Origin of the sequence: Antrihabitans cavernicola (assembly GCF_008297975.1) — a bacterium.
Classification (GTDB): domain Bacteria; phylum Actinomycetota; class Actinomycetes; order Mycobacteriales; family Mycobacteriaceae; genus Antrihabitans; species Antrihabitans cavernicola.
On record NZ_VLNY01000009.1, the window covers coordinates 1 to 13,923 of the forward strand.

The 13,923-nt window shown below is 65.1% G+C and carries 16 protein-coding genes and 1 pseudogene; 7 read left to right on the forward strand and 10 right to left on the reverse strand.

The features are described 5' to 3' along the window. Nucleotides 1-123, forward strand: a pseudogene (locus tag FOY51_RS18100) (IS5 family transposase); the annotation flags it as partial. Then, nucleotides 105-539, forward strand: a complete 435-nt coding sequence (locus FOY51_RS18105; protein WP_149431789.1) for a DUF6194 family protein — start codon at nt 105-107, stop codon at nt 537-539. The pseudogene FOY51_RS18100 and the gene FOY51_RS18105, both read left to right, overlap by 19 nt. A gap of 2 nt (nt 540-541) precedes the next feature. Here FOY51_RS18105 and FOY51_RS18110 read toward each other — a convergent pair whose 3' ends face one another. After that, a complete protein-coding gene (locus FOY51_RS18110) occupies nt 542-739 on the reverse strand; it encodes a PspC domain-containing protein (protein ID WP_149431672.1) in 198 nt (65 codons plus the stop codon). 252 nt (nt 740-991) lie between these two features. Between FOY51_RS18110 and FOY51_RS18115 the strand changes: the two genes are divergently transcribed. The 3 genes from FOY51_RS18115 to FOY51_RS18125 are packed head-to-tail and all read left to right on the forward strand — an operon-like array spanning nt 992 to nt 4,068. Further along, entirely contained in the window at nt 992-2,005 is a 1,014-nt protein-coding gene (locus FOY51_RS18115) for an LLM class flavin-dependent oxidoreductase (RefSeq protein ID WP_149431673.1), read from the forward strand. Between the two features lie 9 nt (nt 2,006-2,014). Next, nucleotides 2,015-2,440, forward strand: a complete 426-nt coding sequence (locus FOY51_RS18120; RefSeq protein ID WP_149431674.1) for a hypothetical protein — start codon at nt 2,015-2,017, stop codon at nt 2,438-2,440. Beyond that, nucleotides 2,437-4,068 carry an ABC-F family ATP-binding cassette domain-containing protein gene (locus tag FOY51_RS18125; protein ID WP_149431675.1) on the forward strand — a complete coding sequence of 544 codons (1,632 nt, stop codon included), beginning with the start codon at nt 2,437-2,439 and terminating at the stop codon, nt 4,066-4,068. Before FOY51_RS18120 ends, FOY51_RS18125 begins: the two co-directional genes overlap by 4 nt. Here the strand turns inward: FOY51_RS18125 and FOY51_RS18130 are convergent. The 8 genes from FOY51_RS18130 to ddaH form a co-directional block, all read right to left on the reverse strand. Then, the gene (locus FOY51_RS18130; protein ID WP_235916472.1) at nt 4,065-4,457 is read right to left on the reverse strand and encodes a type II toxin-antitoxin system VapC family toxin; all 393 of its coding nucleotides are present in this window, start codon (nt 4,455-4,457) and stop codon (nt 4,065-4,067) included. The genes FOY51_RS18125 and FOY51_RS18130 overlap by 4 nt on opposite strands. Further along, a complete protein-coding gene (locus tag FOY51_RS18135; protein WP_149431676.1) occupies nt 4,442-4,690 on the reverse strand; it encodes a type II toxin-antitoxin system Phd/YefM family antitoxin in 249 nt (82 codons plus the stop codon). Before FOY51_RS18135 ends, FOY51_RS18130 begins: the two co-directional genes overlap by 16 nt. A 40-nt stretch (nt 4,691-4,730) precedes the next feature. Continuing rightward, nucleotides 4,731-6,068 (reverse strand): phosphoglucosamine mutase, encoded by a 1,338-nt coding sequence (gene glmM, locus FOY51_RS18140; RefSeq protein ID WP_149431677.1) that lies wholly within the window; start codon nt 6,066-6,068, stop codon nt 4,731-4,733. A 128-nt stretch (nt 6,069-6,196) separates the two neighbouring features. Continuing rightward, the gene (rpsI, locus tag FOY51_RS18145; RefSeq protein WP_149431678.1) at nt 6,197-6,739 is read right to left on the reverse strand and encodes a 30S ribosomal protein S9; all 543 of its coding nucleotides are present in this window, start codon (nt 6,737-6,739) and stop codon (nt 6,197-6,199) included. After that, nucleotides 6,736-7,179, reverse strand: a complete 444-nt coding sequence (rplM, locus tag FOY51_RS18150) for a 50S ribosomal protein L13 (protein WP_149431679.1) — start codon at nt 7,177-7,179, stop codon at nt 6,736-6,738. Before rplM ends, rpsI begins: the two co-directional genes overlap by 4 nt. Nucleotides 7,180-7,395: 216 nt before the next feature. Continuing rightward, nucleotides 7,396-8,424 carry a type IV toxin-antitoxin system AbiEi family antitoxin domain-containing protein gene (locus FOY51_RS18155; protein ID WP_149431680.1) on the reverse strand — a complete coding sequence of 343 codons (1,029 nt, stop codon included), beginning with the start codon at nt 8,422-8,424 and terminating at the stop codon, nt 7,396-7,398. Nucleotides 8,425-8,535: 111 nt separating this feature from the next. Next, entirely contained in the window at nt 8,536-9,750 is a 1,215-nt protein-coding gene (rocD, locus tag FOY51_RS18160) for an ornithine--oxo-acid transaminase (RefSeq protein ID WP_149431791.1), read from the reverse strand. 2 nt (nt 9,751-9,752) lie between these two features. Further along, nucleotides 9,753-10,622 (reverse strand): dimethylargininase, encoded by an 870-nt coding sequence (gene ddaH, locus FOY51_RS18165; protein ID WP_371830464.1) that lies wholly within the window; start codon nt 10,620-10,622, stop codon nt 9,753-9,755. Nucleotides 10,623-10,700: 78 nt separating this feature from the next. Here ddaH and FOY51_RS18170 point away from each other — a divergent pair, with 78 nt between their 5' ends. Continuing rightward, entirely contained in the window at nt 10,701-11,150 is a 450-nt protein-coding gene (locus FOY51_RS18170) for an Lrp/AsnC family transcriptional regulator (RefSeq protein WP_149431681.1), read from the forward strand. A 3-nt stretch (nt 11,151-11,153) separates the two neighbouring features. On the opposite strand, the gene FOY51_RS18175 is transcribed toward FOY51_RS18170, so the two are convergent. After that, on the reverse strand, nt 11,154-13,127 hold the full coding sequence (locus tag FOY51_RS18175) for a hypothetical protein (protein WP_149431682.1): 1,974 nt from the start codon (nt 13,125-13,127) through the stop codon (nt 11,154-11,156). Between the two features lie 117 nt (nt 13,128-13,244). Between FOY51_RS18175 and FOY51_RS18180 the strand changes: the two genes are divergently transcribed. Further along, a complete protein-coding gene (locus FOY51_RS18180) occupies nt 13,245-13,922 on the forward strand; it encodes a hypothetical protein (protein ID WP_149431683.1) in 678 nt (225 codons plus the stop codon). Nucleotide 13,923 lies beyond the last annotated feature (1 nt).

Here is a 13,923-nt window from a genome sequence, read left to right on the forward strand (position 1 = left end):
CAGTGGCGCGGTATCGCGACCCGCTACGACAAATACGCCCTGACCTACCTCGGTGGTGTCCTGCTGGCCTGCGCCGTCATCCACGCCCGCGTCGGAGCCAACCAATTGAGAGACACGCCCTAGGCGGCGTCCTGACGCTGCGGCCCGTTCCGGGCGACGGTACGCCCGAGATCAGCTGGGGCGACAGCTTCTTCTACTACGCGCCCGATGGCGTGGTGCCGACGACGACGCAGCCCTTCGCCACCATCGTCACGAAGGACTATCCCGACGATGAAGGATCACAGCTGAACCGTCCTGGCGTGTTCCGACTGAATATCGCCACAACAAAGGCGACCTTTCAGCGACATACGGGTCACGCGCCGAGTCTTCCCGCCGCTGGTGATCCCAGCGTTTCCGACACGGTCATCGCACACCCGGTCTACGGACGAATGGCGTGGCTGGCTGTCGTCGATCCCGGCCCGCGAACCGGGGCGGCCGTGCAGGAGTTGCTGACGGCCGCCCACGACCGCGCCCGCTCGCGATACGACCGGAAGGGGTGAACTCAGTACTCGCTCTTCGGGATGATCAGCCACAGCACGATGTAGATCAGAAACTGCGGCCCCGGCAGAATGCAGGACAAGACGAACAGCAGCCGGACCACGAACGGGCTCCAGCCGAAGTACTCCGCAATGCCTGCGCACACGCCGCCGAGGATCTTGCCGCGGCGCGGGCGGGTGAGGCGTCGGGCTGGTGCGGTCATCGCATTCTCACTTTCGTCGATACGGCGGTCGGTCGGCCGCAGTGATCACCACTGTCCGCGAATTCGCGCCGCGCGGCATCGGACTGCAGGGTGATATTCACCCCGAGCGATCTCAGGGTTTGTCTGTAGACATGGCGGCAGAATTTGCCCATTCTTCGGGGAATTCGGCGGGATCCCGCCGATCATGTCGAAGAGTGGGCAATTTCTGCCGGGCAGCGGAACAGTGCGCTTGCGTCGAGTGTTGGCAATGAAGTGCGCATTCCCCTGTCTGTCCTCGACCTGTCCCCCATCGGCGCCGGATCGTCGGTCGGTGAGGCCCTTCGCAACACCCTGACTTTGGCCAAACATGTCGAAGACCTGGGGTATCAGCGGTTCTGGCTGGCCGAACACCACTCGATGCCCGGCATTGCGAGCGCGGCGCCGTCGATCATGATCGGCCAGGTCGCCGCGGCAACCGAGCGGATTCGCGTCGGTTCCGGCGGAATCATGCTGCCCAATCACGCGCCGCTGGTGGTCGCCGAACAGTTCGGCACCCTCGACGCACTCTTCCCCGATCGCATCGACCTCGGCATCGGCCGCGCGCCCGGCACCGATCAAGTGACGGCCCACGCGTTGCGGCGCAGCGCGGATGCGCTCTCCGCAGACGAGTTCCCCCAGCAGTTGGCGCAACTCCGCGCCTTCGTCGACGACGGCTTCCCCGCCGACCATCCCTATGCCGCGATCACCGCGACACCGGGTCTGGGTGCTCGATTCGCGATGTGGCTGTTGGGCTCGAGCACCTACAGCGCTCAGGTCGCCGGGCTGCTCGGGCTGCCGTTCGCCTTCGCCCGGCATTTCTCGCCAGCTCAGACGATGCCCGCGTTGGAGACGTACCGGTCGTCGTTCCGGCCGTCGGAGGTGCTTGACGAGCCGTACGCGATGGTGACCGTGGCCGTGCTGGCTGCCGACACCGACGAGAAGGCGCGCTACCTCGCCGCGCCGCTGAAGCTGACGATGGCTCGCCTGCGGGGCGGAAACCCCGGACGGTTCCCCACACCGGAAGAAGCGGCCGCGAACCCGTTGACGCCGCAGCAGGAACAGATGGTGAGTGCGTCGTCGGCCGGCTACATCGTCGGCTCGCAGGACACGTTGCGCGAAGGCCTCGACGATCTGCTTCGCCTCACCGATGCCGACGAGATCATGGTCTCGACCATGGCGCACTCCATCGACGACAGGCTGCGCTCGTACGAACTGGTGGCAGAGGTCGCGCCCGCGCCGGTTCACTAGGATGTGCGGGTGGAACTCGGAATCGACACCCGCCTGACTTTGCTGGCAGCAGGACTGATCTTCCTGTGGGCCTTGGTGCTCGGCGTGTGGAAGTTTGCGCAGATGTCGAACAGCGCCAACGGCCTCGCCCACCCGTACGTCGACATTGCGCACCGGGCAGCGCTGTTGTATTCCTTTGCAACGCTGCTGCTTTCGGTATTCGTCGAGTTGAGCGGATGGCCGACTGCCGTGAATCTGGTGGCTGTCACGATCGTGGTCGCCTTCTTCGTCGGTGCCATCGCGAGCTACGTGTATCACGGTTTCCGGCGCGACACCGAAAACCAGTTCCACCACCCGATCGCCCTGCTGCGGCCGGCGATGCTGGCCTTGATCGTGGGCGAAATCGGCGGCACCGCAGTGTTGCTCGCCGGCTTCGTGAAGGAACAATTGCTGTGAGCGCCACCCTGCACGCCGACGGCCTAGCCGCCGGACACGGCGAACGCACACTCTTCACCGACCTCGACCTGATCTTCGCGCCCGGAGATGTGATCGGGCTGGTCGGCGCGAACGGCGCTGGCAAGTCGACGCTGTTGAAAATCCTTGCGAACGGGACGAACTCCGATTCCGAAGGCAGCATCACCCTGAGCCCACCGGATGCGACGGTCGGCTACCTCGCGCAGGAACCGGAGCGTATTGCCGGTGAGACGGTGCTCGATTTCCTCGGACGCCGCACCGGCGTCACCGAGGCGCAACGGCAGATGGATACGGCCGCAGAAAGTCTCGGCGACGGCGGCGACGATCTGTACTCCCCCGCCTTGGAACGCTGGCTTGCTCTCGGCGGTGCCGATCTGACGGAGCGAGCCGAGCAGGTCGCCGCAGATATAGGCCTGTCCACCGGACTCGCCAGCGAGATGACGGCGCTGTCCGGCGGCCAGGCGGCACGCGTCGGATTGGCGTCGGTGTTGTTGTCCCGCTACGACATTCTGCTGCTCGACGAGCCGACCAACGATCTAGATCTCGACGGTCTGGCTCGCCTGGAGCGCTTCGTCGACGAGAACCGCTCACCCCTGATGGTGGTCAGCCACGATCGTGAGTTCTTGGCGCGCACGGTGAATCGGATCGTCGAATTGGATATCGCGCAGCGGCAGGTCGGGGTGTACGACGGCAGTTACGAGTCGTACCTCGCGGAGCGCGAGATCGCTCGACGCCATGCCCGCGAAGCGTACGACGCGTTCGCCGACACGAAGTCCGCACTCGAGGATCGTGCTCGGATGCAACGCAATTGGATGGAGCACGGCGTCCGCAATGCTCGACGCAAGGCACCGGACAACGACAAGATTGGCCGCAAGCTGCGCGCTGAATCCACGGAGAAACAGGCCGCCAAAGCCCGGCAGACGCAGCGTCGTATCGAACGACTCGACGTAGTCGAAGAGCCACGCAAGGAGTGGGAACTGCGGATGGAGATCGCAGCCGCTCCCCGCAGTGGTTCGGTGGTCTCGACGCTGTCGGACGCGACGGTGGTCCGCGGCGATTTCACCCTGGGACCGGTGAACACGCAGGTCGATTGGGGCGATCGCATCGTGGTCACCGGCGCCAACGGTGCAGGCAAGTCGACGCTGCTGAAGCTGCTGCTCGGCCAGCTCCGACCCGATTCCGGCACAGCGAGTCTGGGCTCCGGCGTCGCGATCGGCGAAGTGGATCAGGCGCGACGATCGTTCATCGGCGACGACAACGTGGTTGCGACTTTCGGTGCGGCAGTGCCGGATTGGCCCGACGCCGAGGTGCGCACCTTGCTGGCGAAGTTCGGTCTGCGCGGCCCGCACGCCATCCGCCCTGCCGCGACGTTGTCCCCCGGCGAGCGGACCAGAGCTGCCCTGGCGCTGCTGCAGGCGCGAGGCGTGAACCTGCTGGTGCTCGACGAGCCGACCAATCACCTCGACCTGCCTGCCATCGAACAGCTGGAGCAGGCGATCGAATCATTCAGCGGCACAATGCTTCTGGTGACCCATGACCGGCGAATGCTCGACACTGTGCGCAGTACGCGGAAGTGGCATATCGAAGCGGGCCAGCTGAGCGAGAGTTAGACCGCGATGACTTCGACGAGATCCTCGAGTCCGACGAAGTCGGCAGCGTTTCGGGTGTACAAACGTGCCGAGTGCGCATGCGCCGTTGCTGCTATCAGCAGGTCCATCGACCGGGCGCGCGGCTTTCGCCCCGCCTCGACCACTGCATTCGCCAGGCGACCGTAACTGCTTGCCACTACCTCGTCCACCGGCAGCGCATCGAAGGTCCGCTCGAGCAACACGAGTCGGCGCAATCGCTCGGCACGTGTTGCCGACTTCTTGGCAACGAGAACACCGAAATGCAATTCGGCCAGCGTGATTGCGCTGATCGCCAGATCGCCGTCGATCGGGGCTATATCGGTGGCAATCACGACACTCGTGTCGAGCAGCGCCCTCACTCGGTCGTCCACGGATCACGTAGTTCCTGATCGACCAGATCACGATCGTCGTCCCACGCAGAATCAGCTGGACCGACGAACAGTTCGGACACATCGTTCCATCGGCGCCAAGAACGAGACGACGCGGTCACGAGACGTGCACTCGGGCGACCGGCAACCGTAATAGTCACTTCTTCGCCTTCTTCGACGTCACGCAAGAGTTCGGAGGCGTTTTGACGTAGTTCACGCAGACCGACTGTCTTCATAACCCAAGGTAGCACATGTGCTACCTGTTCCATTCGAGCGTCAGACCGACGCGACGACAACAGCCAGATCGTCAGCCAACCGCTGCGCAACGGCGGGCTCAGCAGCCTCGACCATTACGCGTACCAGCTGCTCGGTTCCGCTGGGCCGCAACAAGACTCGACCGTTGTCGCCTAGCTCGCGTTCCGCTTCCGTGACGGCGTCGGCAACCTTGGGCGCCGCCGCGACGGTGGCCTTGTCGGACACCTTCACGTTGATCAGCACCTGCGGCAGCGTCGTCATCACACCGGCCAACTCCGCCAACGACTTGCCCGTCTGCGCCATCCGCGCCTGCAACCGCAGCGCGGTGAGAATGCCGTCGCCGGTGGTGCCGAAATCGGGCAGCACCACGTGGCCGGACTGTTCGCCGCCGAGCGAGAACCCGCCGACGCGCAGCTCTTCGAGCACGTAGCGGTCGCCGACGCCGGTGGTGCGCACGGCAATACCCGCTTCGCGCATGGCGATGTGCAGACCGAGATTGCTCATCACCGTGGTGACCAACGTGTTCTGCGCCAGCTCGCCTGCCTCGGACATGGCGATCGCGAGGATCGACATTATCTCGTCACCGTCGACGATCGCTCCTGTCGAATCGACTGCCAGGCAGCGGTCGGCGTCGCCGTCGTGACCGATGCCCAGATCGGCGTCGTGTTCGACGACGGCCTTCTGCAGGTCTTCGAGGTGCGTGGAACCGCAGTTGTCGTTGATGTTGAGGCCGGTCGGATCGGCGTTGATCGCGATCACGGTGGCACCGGCAGCCCGATATGCGGCCGGACCGACTACGGACGCGGCGCCGTGCGCGCAGTCGACCACCAGAGTCAGCCCATCGAGGCGCTGATCGATCGCGCCTGCCAGATGGGCGAGGTAGCGGTCGGCGGCGTCGTCGACGGTGCGGACTCGGCCGATCTCGGCACCGGTCGGTCGCGGCGCGGTGCCCGCGGCGATGGCGGCTTCGATGGCGTCCTCGGATGCGTCGTCGAGCTTGTGGCCACCGGCGGCAAAGATCTTGATCCCGTTGTCGGGCATCGGGTTGTGCGAGGCGGAGATCATCACGCCGAGGCACGCGTCGTATTCGCCGGTCAGATATGCGACGGCGGGGGTCGGGAGCACGCCGACGGAGATCACGTCGACACCTGCCGCCGTCAGACCGGCGGTCACCGCGGCTTCGAGCATCTCGCCGCTGGCACGTGGGTCGCGGCCGACGACTGCGACGGAACGATCAGCGTTGTGGCTGTCGCGCGAAAGCACCTGGGCCGCCGCACTGGCGATCTTGACGGCGAGTTCGACGCTGAGCGCCTCGTTCGCCAAACCGCGCACACCGTCAGTACCGAACAACCGAGTCATATGCAGGATCCCTCTGTGTTTTCTACAACACTGTGTGTTGTTACAACACGAGAGCAGGCGTCCGATGACGATTGGACGCCTGCTCTCGTGGACGAACAGGTTTCCGGAGCAGAATGCTCCGGCACACATCAGCGCTTGGAGTACTGAGGTGCCTTGCGGGCCTTCTTCAGGCCGTACTTCTTACGCTCGACTGCGCGATCGTCGCGGGTCAGGAAGCCGGCACGCTTGAGCGCCGGACGATCTTCCTGGGCGACCTCGATCAACGCGCGGGCAATGGCGAGACGCAGGGCGCCTGCCTGGCCGGACGGGCCGCCACCGTGCAGGAGGGCGACGATGTCGAAGGACTCGCCACGCTCGACGAGCACCAGCGGAGCCTTGATCAGCTGCTGGTGCACCTTGTTCGGGAAGTAATCCTCGATGGTGCGCCCGTTCAGCTTGAACTGGCCACTGCCCGGGGTGAGGCGGACGCGAGCGACCGCTTCCTTGCGACGGCCGACGGTCTGCACCGGACGGTCGATGACGATGGGAGCGTGCGGCGCAACTGCTGCTGCGGCCTCGATCTCCTCGACAACCTCGGGCTCTTCCACCGACACGTACTCGTCGGCGGCAACCTCGACGGCTGCGTCGTCGTTCACGTCGACGTCGTTGGTCTGATCTTCGGGTGCAGTCACTGGGCCACCTGCTTGATCTCGAAGGGCACTGGCTGCTGCGCAGTGTGGGGATGGTTCGGGCCTGCGTAGACCTTGAGCTTGCTGCTGATGGCGCTGTTCAGCTTGTTCTTGGGCAGCATGCCCTTGATGGCCTTCTCGACGACGCGGTCGGGACGGGTATCCATCGCCTGACCCAGGGTCTTCGTCTTCAGACCGCCCGGGTGGCCGGAGTGGTGGTAGAACTTCACGCGATCGCGCTTGTTGCTGCTGATCGCGATCTTGTCGGCGTTGATGATGACGACGTAATCGCCGCCGTCGACGTTCGGGGCGTAGGTCGGCTTGTGCTTACCGCGCAGCAAATTCGCTGCCTGTACGGCAAGACGTCCGAGCACTACGTCAGTGGCGTCGATGATGTGCCATGTGCGGGTCACATCTCCGGCCTTGGGACTGTACGTAGACACAGAACTTCCCTGTCTGTTCGTAGGTAGTGCCGGCCAGGCATGCAGTCGAGGTATCCCCCGGCGGCCAGTGGAGACCCGGGACTCGTTCGACGACTGGCACGCAAATGCCGCGCCGTACCGCACGCCAACGGGCAACAATACCGGTTGGCCCAGGTCGGGGTCAAAATGCGCTCCGCGCAGGTGAGCGTTTAGTTGGGGTCTGGACCACTTTTCCGCTCACCTGCGCGTAGCGCACCTCTCGCACGGCCTTGAAGAATCCGGCCAGCCTTCACGAACCAAGACCGCGCGGACCTCGTCGAATATGCCGCACGGGTCTTCGACAGTTTCGTCCCAGCCGTAGACCAGACGCGGCCTACCAGCCATTTCAGCGGCATTGTCACGTCGCCGATCGCGAAACCGAACCGCCCGGCGGAAGTGGAAACGCTCGCCGTCCAGTCGAACGATCAGCGGAACACCCAGCGGTGAATAGTCGACGTCCTCGTACAGCGCGCGACCATCGACGATCACCGGACTCTGCCGCCGCCCAGGCGGAAGCCCGTGTGCCTGCTCGACATCCAGGGCGTAGCGGTGTTCCAGCACCGACGCCACGCCGTCGTCCAGCATCGCGAGCGCATCGGCGATCGGCCGCCGATATCGACGCGGTCGGCGCTTCTCCACGTGTTCGCGAATTCGCCAGATCGGAATCCGTGCCTCCGTGACCGCTGCGACCAGCGTGATCATTGCGAGTCGCGGAACCGGCTCGGCGACGGCGAGGTCGATTACGGTCGCGGCCGCAGCCGTCCGTGGGAACTCACCGTCGATGGTGATGTGCTCGAAAGCCTTCGATCTATGTACAACGACGCCCGGATGCACTCGCGTGTGAGCCGCAGGAGCGGTACGAACCGTCGGCGTCCTGAGTGTCGGCCGCTGACACAACGCGGATTGGCCGTAGGGAACTGTGATGTGCACTGGTTCGTCGTCCGACCTCACACGCAACATCCGCCACTCCTCGCCCGCCGATCTGTGGCTCAGCACAGCACGCGGTCCGCCATACAGCAGTGCCGCGCGGAGCACCATCGACCGCGTCAGACATCCATTCGATGTGGCAACCACGCCGTGCAGCACCCGTACCCATTGGCCGGTTTCTACACGGTGCATGAGCTGGTCGCGGTCGTATCCGAGCCGGGCAAGTTGCGAAGTGGTCGCGAGGCCTTCTTGATCATCGATTAGCTGGGCGAAACCACCAGCTGAAGAGACAACAGTCATGAACAGAATCTTGAGCAGCGACTCCGACAGAAAACGGCCGGAATCAGGTGCCCTGTGGATAACTTTCGTCCCTAGGTGAGCGGTTAGTTGGTCCAGACACCAACAAAACGCTCACCTGCGCGATAGCGCACTTGACAACTGCTCGACCGCCCAATCGATCTCGGATTGCTCGATGACCAGGGGTGGAGCTATGCGGATGGTGCCCTCGTGGGCATCTTTGGCCAGCACTCGACGAGCCAAGAGTCGCTCGCAGATCACTCTTGCCGATGGTTGGCCGTCAGCCAGCTGCACACCCGCCCACAACCCACGACCACGCACCTCCGCGACCTGATCGGCCGGTAGTGCGTTCAGCAACTCGTGCAGGTGAGCGCCGAGTTCGCGGCTGCGCCGCTGGTACTCCCCCGTCTCCAGCAACCGCACCACGGCACTGCCGACGGCACAGGCCAGCGGATTGCCGCCGAACGTACTGCCGTGCTGACCGGGCCCGATCACGCCGAGCACCGACCAATCCGCCACCACCGCGGAGACCGGGACGATCCCACCGCCCAACGCCTTGCCCAGGATGTACATGTCGGGGACCACGTTCTCGTGATCGCACGCGAAGGTGTCGCCGGTGCGACCGAGCCCGCTCTGGATCTCGTCGGCGATCATCAGCACGTTGTTCTCGGAACAGATACGACGCACCTCGGCGAGGTAGCCGGGCGGCGGCACCAGCACGCCCGCCTCACCCTGAATGGGTTCGACCAGCACAGCGACGGTGTTCTCGGTGATCGCTGCGGCCATCGCCGTCACATCGCCGTACGTCACCGAGGTGAACCCCGGCGGATAGGGACCGAAGTTGCCACGTGCGTCCGGATCCGACGAGAACCCGACGATCGTGATGGTGCGGCCATGGAAGTTGCCGCCGCAGGTGATGATCTCGGCCTTGTCGGCCGCGACGCCCTTCACCTCATAGCCCCACTTGCGAGCCACCTTCAGGGCCGTCTCGACGGCTTCGGCTCCGGTGTTCATCGGCAGCACCGCATCCTTGCGACACAGCCGAGCCAGATCGGCACAGAACGTCGCAAACCGGTCGTGCTGGAACGCCCGACTTGTCAGCGTGAGCTTCGCGATCTGCTCCTGCGCGACCTGGACCAGCTCGGGATGGGCGTGCCCGAAGTTCAACGCCGAGTAGCCGGCAAGCATGTCCAGGTACTCGACGCCATCGATGTCGGTGGCCCACGCCCCCTTGGCCGACGCGATCACGACGGGCAGCGGGTCGTAGTTGTGGGCGCTGTGCTGCTGAGCGGCGACAAGCGCGGCCGCCGTCGCATTCTCCGTTGCCATCGTCACGACCGCGTCCTTTCCACACCCCGCAGTTCGAGTGTGCAGCACTTGATTCCGCCACCAGACTTGCGGAACTCCGACATGTCCACCGGCACCGGCACAAAGCCTCTCGCGCTCAACTGCGCAGCCAATCCCGTTGCCTGCGAGGCCAATACGACGTTGCGGCCGTCACTGACCAGATTCAGTCCCAACCAAGCGGTGTCCGCCTCGTCGGCGATGATTGCGTCCGGGTACCGCTGCTGCAGCACCGCCAGACTTTCCGGCGCGAACGCCTTCGGCAGGTAGGCGATGGTGCGATCGTCGAGCACGCCCAACGCCGTGTTGAGGTGGTAGTACGACGGGTCGACCAGGTTCAGCGTCACCACCTCGCGTCGCAGATGTGCGGCCAACTCGGCGTGCGCACGAGGATCGGTGCGGAAACCGGTGCCCGCCAGAATCGTCTGGCCGACGACCATGAAGTCGCCTTCACCCTCGTTGACGAACTCCGGGCGCGTCGGGCTGATCAGGCCGTTCGCCTCGAACCAGCGCAGCACATGTTCGGCCTCGTCGGCCCGTTGCTCCGTCCGGTAACGCGCGCCCATCGCGACGCCGTCGACGACCACCCCGCTGTCGGTCACGAACACCATGTCCGGCAGCCCCGGCACCGGGTCGACGAACACCACGTCGTGGCCCAGCGACCGATAGGTCTCGACCAGATTCGACCACTGCAGCATGGCGAGCCGCACATCGACGGGCTCGGTCGGATCCATCCAGTCGTTGATCGAGTAGACGACGTCGAAGTACGTCGGCGGGCACATCAGGTAGGTACGGACGGTTGCTTGTCGCTCGCCCTGATCGTCGTGTCGCACTCGTGGTTGCGCGGTCACCGTCAACGTCGGCCCCTTTCGGCAGTCGGTCCCTCAAGTATCCGCTGGCCCGACATACTGATCAATGCGATATCGTTCCGCCGCATGGACGATTCGTTGCGTATCGACAGCGTGGACAGGCAGATCGTTGCGCAGTTGGAGCGAAACGCTCGGGCCAGCTTCGCGGCGATCGGAAACGACGTCGGGTTGTCCGCTCCAGCGGTCAAGCGGCGGGTGGATCGCCTGCTCGACGCGGGCGTCATCACCGGCTTTCGTGCAACGGTGGACGCCAACGCGCTCGGGCACGGTGTCGAAGCGTTCGTCGAGCTCTACACCAGCGGCCGCACATCGGCGATCGAGATCGCTCGCGTCGTCGCCCGCATCCCCGAAGTGCAGGACGCCTACACCGTCACCGGCGACGCCAACGCGTTGCTTCGCGTACGCACGTCGGACACGGCGCACCTGGAACGAACGCTGGAGGAACTGCGCACCGACCCCGCGGTGCTGCAGACCAAAAGTTGCGTGGTGCTCAGCAGGCTGCTGCCTGGGGCCTAGTGTCTAGCTCAACCGGTCGTGCATGGCGTCCATGCCGGACTCGGCAAGAGTGTCGGCACGCCGTGAGTCCAGACTGCTGCCGCAGGATCGCAGCAACAGATCGCCGACACGATCGACCAGGCACGTCACCTGCTCCACCTTCGCCACCGGCGAATCGCGGATCGGCAGCAAGCCGCGCCAGGCAATCCGATCCGATCCGTGCACGTCCAGTTTCGGTTTGCCGGCGGGAGCGGCTTCGCCGCTCTGCAGCGGCGGCCCGGGATCGTCACCGCTGGTCGGAACCGGAACCACGTAGCGAATGTCGTTCTGCTCACGATTGGGGCAGTCCTGCACCCGCTGCAACACGGCGCCGAGCACCTGATCGGCAGTCTTCGGATCGAACGACATCGCGCGCAATGCGATCCCGTCGCCCGGCGAGTACGGGCTCTTCGTGGTATCGCTGGTCGCTGCGGAATACACCTCCGCCGCAGATGCCCGCGCACCCTCGGACTCCTTGGGAGTCAACGGAATAGAGCCACAGGCCATCGATGTCATGGCCGAGCGCGACGTGACGGCAACATCCTCGTTGGTGTCGGAATCGACCTTGGTCAGCATGCCCGGAAATGCATCGGTGGCGGGAATGGCACGCAACGCCATGTTTCGCGCGTCGTCCTCCGACAGTGGCGTCGGCCCGGCAAGCCACCGCCCCAACGACAGCGCCGCCACCAGCAACGCGATCGCAGGAACGACGAAGGCCACCACCCATGCCCACTGCAGCACAGCGAACGGCGACTTGTTGCGCTCCGGCTCGACGTCCTCCTCAGCGACGGACTCGGCGGCGTCGGCGGTGCCCCGATCGGAGTCGACGCCTGTCGTCAGGTGCCGCGTCGTCGGCGCGAGCGTCGAGCGCTGCGGTGCCTCGGCGGGGCGCGGACGCATCTGCTGGGTCGGATCGTCGGGCGGTGCGAGCACAGTCGGCGCCGGCGTTGTCACGCGCTCGGTCGGCTCCTCGACGATTCGCTCGGTCGGCTCCTCGACGACAGGCTCTTCGACCTCAGGCTCTTCGGCGACAGCTTCCTCGACGACGGGCTCAGCAGGCTCAGGCTCAGATTCAACAGGCTCAGGCTCAGATTCAACGGGCCCAGGCGGCTCAGGTTCCGCATCTGCGGCCTCGTCGTCACCGTCCTCGGAGATCAGGTAGGCGGCACCGAGCGCGACGGCATGCAGTGGATGCTCCGCGATTCGCATGCGCTGACCCAGCTGATTCTGAAACGCCATGCGCAGGTAGTCGTTGTAGACGATGTTTCCGGCCAGCAGGACCAGCCGCGAGTCCGACCCGATCGTGCGCGCGGCGGCGAGCGTCGCCCACACGACGTTGTCGGCGACCTCGGCGTTCTCCAACGCCTCGGGCGAGAACGGCACGTCGACGGATTCGGTGGGAACATCGGCGTCGCTCTGCGCTGCGACCACCAGAATCGACCGACTGTCCGAGTAGACGACGGTGGCGCCCGGCGCTTCGGCGTGCACCAGACCCGCACCACGCATGTACCCGGCAAGCGCCACCGACTCGGGGACGGTCTCCACGTGCACTCCGAGTCCGGCGACGCGATCGTAGAGCGCGTGCACTTGCTCGTCCGCCCAGTCGTCGGGATACGGGATTGCCACCGCGTAGGGCTCGCGGCGCAGGTGGGTCCGAATGACGCTCAACGGATTGTGCAGGCGTGCCCGATAGATCAGATCCACCGGCCAGGTCGCACCGGAAATCAGAATTTCCGGGTAGCCCAGAATGTCGCGAACGTCCCGAACTGCCAGGCCGAGGTCTTGCCGATCCCGTTCGGAGCGGCTCATGTGTATTTGACCGGAGCGATCTGCTAGCAAATAGGCGGGCGGGGCGATCTCACCTTCCATGGGCAGCGGCTGCACAGGGACCTGGCCACCGCCGGCGGCGATGGCCAACACATCCCAGCTCAGGTGAACCGCACCTACTCCGACCGACACGAGCGCTATCTTGCCTGACGGTCGTACAACGGCGCGTAGGCACCGTCCTTCGCGGCGCTACCGGCTTCGCCGGACATATAGTTGCGCCTGACTCCACAGCCGAAATCGAGGACCGTAATGCTCCGGCCCGCCCTTCTCATCGCCGCGACCCTGTGCGTGGTCGTCACGTCCGGCTGCTCGTCGTCGACGGTGCTCGGGGCGGCATATCCGACCAGCGATCCGTATCGGCACCGCCTGATCGACCAATTGGATCTTCCGGTCGACAGGTTCGACGGCTGGGAGGTGGTCGACTCGAGCCGCCAGCCCGATCCGCGGGCTAAGACCGGCACCATGTCCGCGGTGGTGCCCGCTGACTGTGCTCCCGATTCGGCGCTGACGAAAAAGTCCGATGCGGTTGTCTACGGGGGCACCCGCTGGACCGGTGCAACCGGGACAGGTCCCGGCGGCGAACGGTTCGATGCGTCCCTCTATGCGAGCAACGACGCGCCTGTTTCCGACATCGTCACGTTCGTCGATGCGTGTCGACACGTGTCGTTCGTGACCGATTTGGGCCCCGGCACCGTGGACATCAATCCGTACACCCCGCGCGACCGCGGCGAGTTCACCGACGTCACCGGCTATTCGACGGCTAAGCCGCAACCGCAACCGCCTGGAATCACATCGACGGCGACTATCGTCGGGCGTTCCGACTCGATGACACTGGTGGTGTCGTTCTCCAATCCCGGACCGCTGGACCGAGATCGCGTCGACGCCGTGTGGAAGACCGCCACCGACAAGTTCGGGCGCACCGAATAGC